We start from the raw sequence: 3,136 nt of genomic DNA on the forward strand, positions 1-3,136 counted from the left end.
CGATGACTTTTTGGGGCTGATTAAGGACGAGTTGGATTACTTCATTGGAAACCGAGCCGAATTGCTGTCATTGTTTCAAACTGATGATCTTGATGTGGCCCTCGGGAAAGCAGCTGAAATTTGCCCGCTGGTCGTTTGTACCCAGTCGGGTGACGGCGTGACGATTGCGCAAGGTGAGACGCGTGTTCATGTGGGCGTACAAGAGGTGGTGCCCGTGGATGCGACTGGTGCGGGTGATCTTTTTGCAGCGGGCTTTCTGTACGGGCTTGCGACGGGCGCTGATCTTGAGACTTGTGGAAAAATGGGTAACGTTTGTGCTGCGGAAATCATCAGCCACATGGGCGCGCGCCCTGAGGCTGATCTGCAGGCGCTATTTAAGCAAAACGGGCTGATCTAAATCATGAAAGTTCTCATTCTTGGGGCGGCGGGTATGTTGGGGCGAAAGCTGGCGCTTCATCTGCAACGTGTTGGGCGTATTCAGGGCCATGACATTTCTGAACTTGTCCTTGCGGATGTGATTGAGCCTTCCCAAGACGGCGTGCGGTGCGTTGAGGTGAACATTACGGATGCTGCCCAAGTTAGTGCGTTGATAAACGAGCGTCCCGATGTGATCTTTCATCTGGCGGCAATTGTTTCTGGTGAAGCTGAGGCCAATTTTGACAAAGGCTACGCGATTAATCTTGGTGGCACGCAGAACATTCTTGAGGCGATCCGTGGTCAGCAAGCGTATTGTCCGCGCGTGGTCTTTGCTTCGTCTTTGGCGATCTACGGTGCGCCTTTGCCTGATGTCATCTTGGACGACACTGCGACACTTCCATTGTCGAGTTACGGCGCGCAGAAATCATTGGGCGAAATGCTGGTGAATGATTACACGCGCAAAGGCTTTATTGATGGTGTGAGCCTGCGGCTGCCTACGATTTGTATTCGGCCCGGTTTGCCAAATAAGGCAGCATCTGGATTTTACTCAAGCATTCTGCGTGAACCTTTGGCAGGGCAGGAGGCGATCTTGCCTGTGGCCGAGAGTTTGCGCCATTGGTTTGCCAGTCCCCGCGCCGCTGTCGGCTTTTTGGCGCATGGTGCTGAGATTGATGGGGCTGCTCTTGGGCCCAGACGGGCGCTTTGCCTGCCGGGTGTAAGTGCGTCGGTAGGTGAGATGTTGGACGCGCTTGAGCGGGTCGCGGGTCCAAAGGCGCGGGAATTAGTGCGTTTTGAAGCGGACGCGGCTGTAGATGCGATTGTGTCAACGTGGCCCAAAGCGTTTGATCCACAGCGGGCGCTGGCGCACGGCTTTGTTGCCGAAGCTAATTTTGATCAAATTATCAAGACCCATATCGAAGATGAGTTGGGCGGCGTGCTACCAAGCCTTTAGGAGGGCTTACTCGCCCAATTTGGCATGTACTTCCGCCAAATCGACATCCCCTAGCGGCATTTTGTTGGCGGGGTTTTCGAAATCATATTTGAACAGTTTGAAGTCACGTTTGTAGATTTCAAACATCAGATGCATCGACAAATCATCAAAATAGTCTTCAACTGGATGCAGGCGTTTGGGCCCGTGCCCTTCAGACTCGTTGAAGCGGGGGATGGTGTTGAGATCGACCTTATAAGGCGTTTCAATCGCATCGAGAACTGACTGCATTCCGTCGTTAAATTTTTCAGTAAAAAAGATGTTGTCGTAGGTGCCGCCGTTCATGATGAAGGTCGACACATGCCCCGACATCGCGGATCAGTGGATGTCAGGATCCATCGGGCGTTTCCAGCGAATGGTGTCGCGGGCAAAAAGCAAAAAGCGGCGAAACGATTTGATCTGATCAAACTCAAACCCGTCTTCTGGCGAGCCCACTTCGATGCCGTATTTTTGGATCAAGAGCGGAACAAGGTTGCCGCGGTACCGTTTACCGTTCCGCTGTATCCCGCAGATTTCATCGAAAAACGAAGATAAGATGCGGGTGTAGGGATTGCGCACGCAGGTAAACGCATAGCTTTTGTGGGCCTTTGCGTTCGCCTCAATCAGGGGCTGGCTGTCTTCTTGGGCCCACTTATGCAGTTTGTCTTTGTTGTCGTGAATGTCGCCGTCAAAAAACACATCGTGATCGGAGTAGTACATAATTTGACCGATCGATGAGCATGCGCATTTGGGCACCACACGGTACATCGCGCTTTCGCTCTCTGCCATCCACGTCCCTGGAAAACCCATTTCGTCACTCACTCAACATTCTATTAATCGACAGGTTCTACACCTGTTTGGGCATGATAAGGCCGAAAATGCAAACAAACTGTGTATATTCGCAGGCTCTTTGGGGTATCTAGGCCAGATAATGGTAAGAGAATTTAAGTTACTGGTTCCAAAATGGCTAAAATCGCGTTTATCCTTTTATGTCACAAAGACCCTGCTGGCGTTATCGCGCAGGCGCGGCAGCTGACGGCTGCGGGCGATTTTATTGCGATCCATTTCGATGCAAGTGCGGCCAAAGCCGACTTCCGTGCGATCAAAGAGGCGCTTGAGGATAACCCAAATGTTACGTTTTCAAAGCGTCGCATTAAGTGTGGTTGGGGCGAGTGGTCTTTGGTGCAGGCTACGCTTTACGCGCTTGAGGCGGCGGTTGAAGCATTTCCGCGTGCGAGCCATTTTTACATGGTCTCCGGTGATTGTATGTCGATCAAATCCGCGCGTTACGCTCACGACTTTCTGGATGCAGATGACAAAGATTACATTGAGTCGTTTGATTATTTTGAGAGCGACTGGATCAAAACAGGCTGGAAAGAAGAGCGCCTGATTTACCGTCACTTCTTTAACGAACGGCAACAAAAATGGCTGTTTTATAAGTGTTTTGAGGCGCAACGTGCTCTTGGGTTGGCGCGCTCGGTGCCGGATGATTTGCAAGTTCAGATCGGGTCACAATGGTGGTGTTTGCGGCGCAGAACTGTTGAGTGGGTTTTGGATTTCACCCGAGAACGGCGCGATGTGATGCGTTTTTTCAAGACGACATGGATACCGGACGAGACATTTTTCCAAACCATCGTCCGCCATGTGGTCCCCGACCGAGAGATTGAATGCCGGCCTTTGACGTTTTTGCTGTTCACGGACTACGGCATGCCAATGACGTTCTACAATGATCATTACGACTTGCTGCTTCGC

Annotated in this window: 3 protein-coding genes and 1 pseudogene; 3 read left to right on the forward strand and 1 reads right to left on the reverse strand. The window is 51.5% G+C overall.

Annotated features, from left to right (window positions below):
- The coding region (locus ACTF5M_RS11315) for a PfkB family carbohydrate kinase (RefSeq protein WP_438961068.1) at positions 1-397 on the forward strand (397 nt) is incomplete at its 5' end.
- Positions 398-400: 3 nt separating this feature from the next.
- Positions 401-1,369, forward strand: coding sequence for a D-erythronate dehydrogenase (gene denD, locus ACTF5M_RS11320; protein WP_438961069.1), 969 nt, complete (start codon positions 401-403; stop codon positions 1,367-1,369).
- Positions 1,370-1,375: 6 nt separating this feature from the next.
- Here denD and ACTF5M_RS11325 read toward each other — a convergent pair.
- Positions 1,376-2,194, reverse strand: a pseudogene (locus ACTF5M_RS11325) (sulfotransferase family protein).
- 153 nt (positions 2,195-2,347) lie between these two features.
- On the opposite strand from ACTF5M_RS11325, the gene ACTF5M_RS11330 reads away from it, so the two are divergent.
- Positions 2,348-3,136, forward strand: a 789-nt coding sequence (locus ACTF5M_RS11330; protein WP_438961070.1) for a beta-1,6-N-acetylglucosaminyltransferase, incomplete at its 3' end; no start/stop codon positions are given.

Source organism: Nereida sp. (genome assembly GCF_965655635.1).
Taxonomy (GTDB): Bacteria; Pseudomonadota; Alphaproteobacteria; order Rhodobacterales; family Rhodobacteraceae; genus Nereida.

Bases quoted from the DNA above. Each gene is read 5' to 3' on its own strand.
- denD (WP_438961069.1), top strand. From the start codon at position 401: ATGAAAGTTCTCATTCTTGGGGCGGCGGGTATGTTGGGGCGAAAGCTG.